Origin of the sequence: Actinomadura sp. KC345 (assembly GCF_004348515.1) — a bacterium.
Lineage (GTDB): Bacteria > Actinomycetota > Actinomycetes > Streptosporangiales > Streptosporangiaceae > Spirillospora.
This window is the reverse complement of record NZ_SMKH01000591.1, coordinates 1-888: the sequence shown is the minus strand read 5'-3', so window position 1 is coordinate 888 and position 888 is coordinate 1. Positions and strand designations below refer to the sequence as shown.

Genomic DNA, 888 nt, shown 5'->3' with positions numbered 1-888 from the left:
CTGGCAGCGTGATCTGTTCGGGTCGGAGGATGATCCGGACAGTCTGATCTCCAGGCAGATCGCCTACTGGCGGGAGGCGCTGGCGGGGTTGCCGGAGGAGTTGCCGCTTCCGGCCGACCGGCCGCGTCCGGCAGAGGCGTCCTACCGGGGCGCGACGGCCCGCTTCCGCCTCGGCGCCGACATCCACAAGGCGCTGCTCTCCCTGTCCCGCGACACCGGCGCGAGCCCGTTCATGGTCGCCCAGGCCGCGTTCGCCGCGCTGCTCACCCGCCTCGGTGCAGGGACGGACGTGCCGATCGGGTCGCCGGTCGCGGGCCGTACCGACGAGGCGCTCGATGATCTCGTCGGCATGTTCGTCAACATGCTCGTCTTCCGCACCGACACCTCCGGGGACCCCTCGTTCCGCGAGCTGGTCGGGCGGGTCAGGGAGACCGACCTCGCCGCCTACGCGCACCAGGACGTCCCGTTCGAGCGGCTCGTCGAGGTGCTGAACCCGCCGCGGCACCTGGCCCGGCACCCGCTGTTCCAGGTCGGGCTGACGTTCCAGAACAACCCCGAGGCGCGGCTGGAGATGCCCGGGTTCAGCGCCGAGGTGGAGCCGCTGGCCGCCGGCGTCGCCCGCTTCGACCTGCTGATGGTCCTCACCGAGCGGGAGGACGGTCTCGACGGCGAGTTGGAGTACGCGCTCGACCTCTACGACCCGTCCACCGCGCACCGGCTCATCGAGCGCTTCGAGCGCTACCTGTCGGCGCTGCTCGCCGACCCCGACGCGTCCATCTCCAAGGCCGACGTCCTCTCCCTGGAGGAACGCGCCACGATCCTCGGCGAGTGGGCCGGGGGAGGGGCCGCACCGGCGGAGCGGACGACGATCCCGGCGTTGTTCGAGGC

The 888-nt window shown here is 72.0% G+C and carries 1 protein-coding gene; it reads left to right on the top strand.

Annotated features, from left to right (window positions below; all coding sequences use genetic code 11):
* Positions 1 to 888 (top strand): condensation domain-containing protein (locus E1281_RS39790; protein WP_243717822.1); only part of this gene is annotated, 888 nt, incomplete at both ends.